This is a genomic window from Bacillus sp. LR--39 (genome assembly GCF_053613335.1).
The window spans coordinates 1-990 of sequence record NZ_JBSIOT010000407.1 but is presented as its reverse complement, the minus strand read 5'-3'; the positions used below and the strand labels follow the sequence as shown (position 1 = coordinate 990).

At 47.0% G+C, this 990-nt stretch carries 1 protein-coding gene and 1 pseudogene; both read left to right on the top strand.

From position 1 onward, the window contains the following. Positions 1 to 788, top strand: a 788-nt coding sequence (aroC, locus tag ACWHAR_RS23640; RefSeq protein WP_452088011.1) for a chorismate synthase, incomplete at its 5' end; no start/stop codon positions are given. After that, a pseudogene (locus tag ACWHAR_RS23635) lies at positions 788 to 990 on the top strand (3-dehydroquinate synthase); the annotation flags it as partial. The gene aroC and the pseudogene ACWHAR_RS23635, both read left to right, overlap by 1 nt.

Here is a 990-nt window from a genome sequence, read left to right as displayed (position 1 = left end):
TGCTTGAGCGTTCTTCAGCAAGGGAAACAACTGTCAGAGTGGCGGCAGGGGCTGTAGCTAAAAAGATTCTTTCTGAGCTTGGCATTAAGGTGGCGGGCCACGTGTTGCAAATTGGCGCTGTTAAAGCTGAAAAAACAGAATATACGTCAATTGAAGACCTGCAGCGCGTAACGGAAGAGTCTCCTGTCAGATGCTACGATGAAGAGGCAGGCAAAAAAATGATGGCTGCCATTGATGAAGCAAAGGCAAACGGAGATTCCATCGGCGGAATAGTAGAAGTCATTGTCGAGGGAATGCCGGTAGGCGTGGGCAGCTATGTCCATTATGACCGCAAACTGGATAGCAAGCTTGCTGCCGCTGTACTGTCAATTAATGCATTTAAAGGTGTGGAATTCGGGATCGGATTTGAGGCGGCAGGCCGAAATGGAAGCGAAGTCCATGACGAGATCATTTGGGACGAGGAAAAAGGATACACCCGTGCTACTAACAGACTTGGCGGACTGGAAGGCGGCATGACGACAGGGATGCCAATCGTTGTCCGCGGAGTCATGAAGCCGATTCCGACTTTGTATAAACCTCTGAAAAGTGTCGATATTGAAACGAAAGAACCGTTTTCCGCCAGCATTGAACGTTCAGACAGCTGTGCTGTTCCTGCGGCAAGTGTAGTCGCTGAAGCGGCTGTCGCTTGGGAAATTGCGAACGCAGTCGTTGAACAATTCGGATTAGATCAAATTGACCGCATTAGAGAAAATGTGGAGAATATGAGAAAACTGTCGAGGGAATTTTAATGAAGACACTGCATGTTCAAACTGCTTCCTCGTCATATCCTGTTTTTATCGGACAAGGTATCAGAAAAAAGGCTTGCGAACTATTAACCTCTTTAAACAGGCCTTTAACAAGGATTATGCTTGTCACGGATGAAGAAGTGGACCGCCTGTATGGTGATGAAATGCTCCATTTGCTGCAAGATAAATGGCCTGTGAAAAAAGT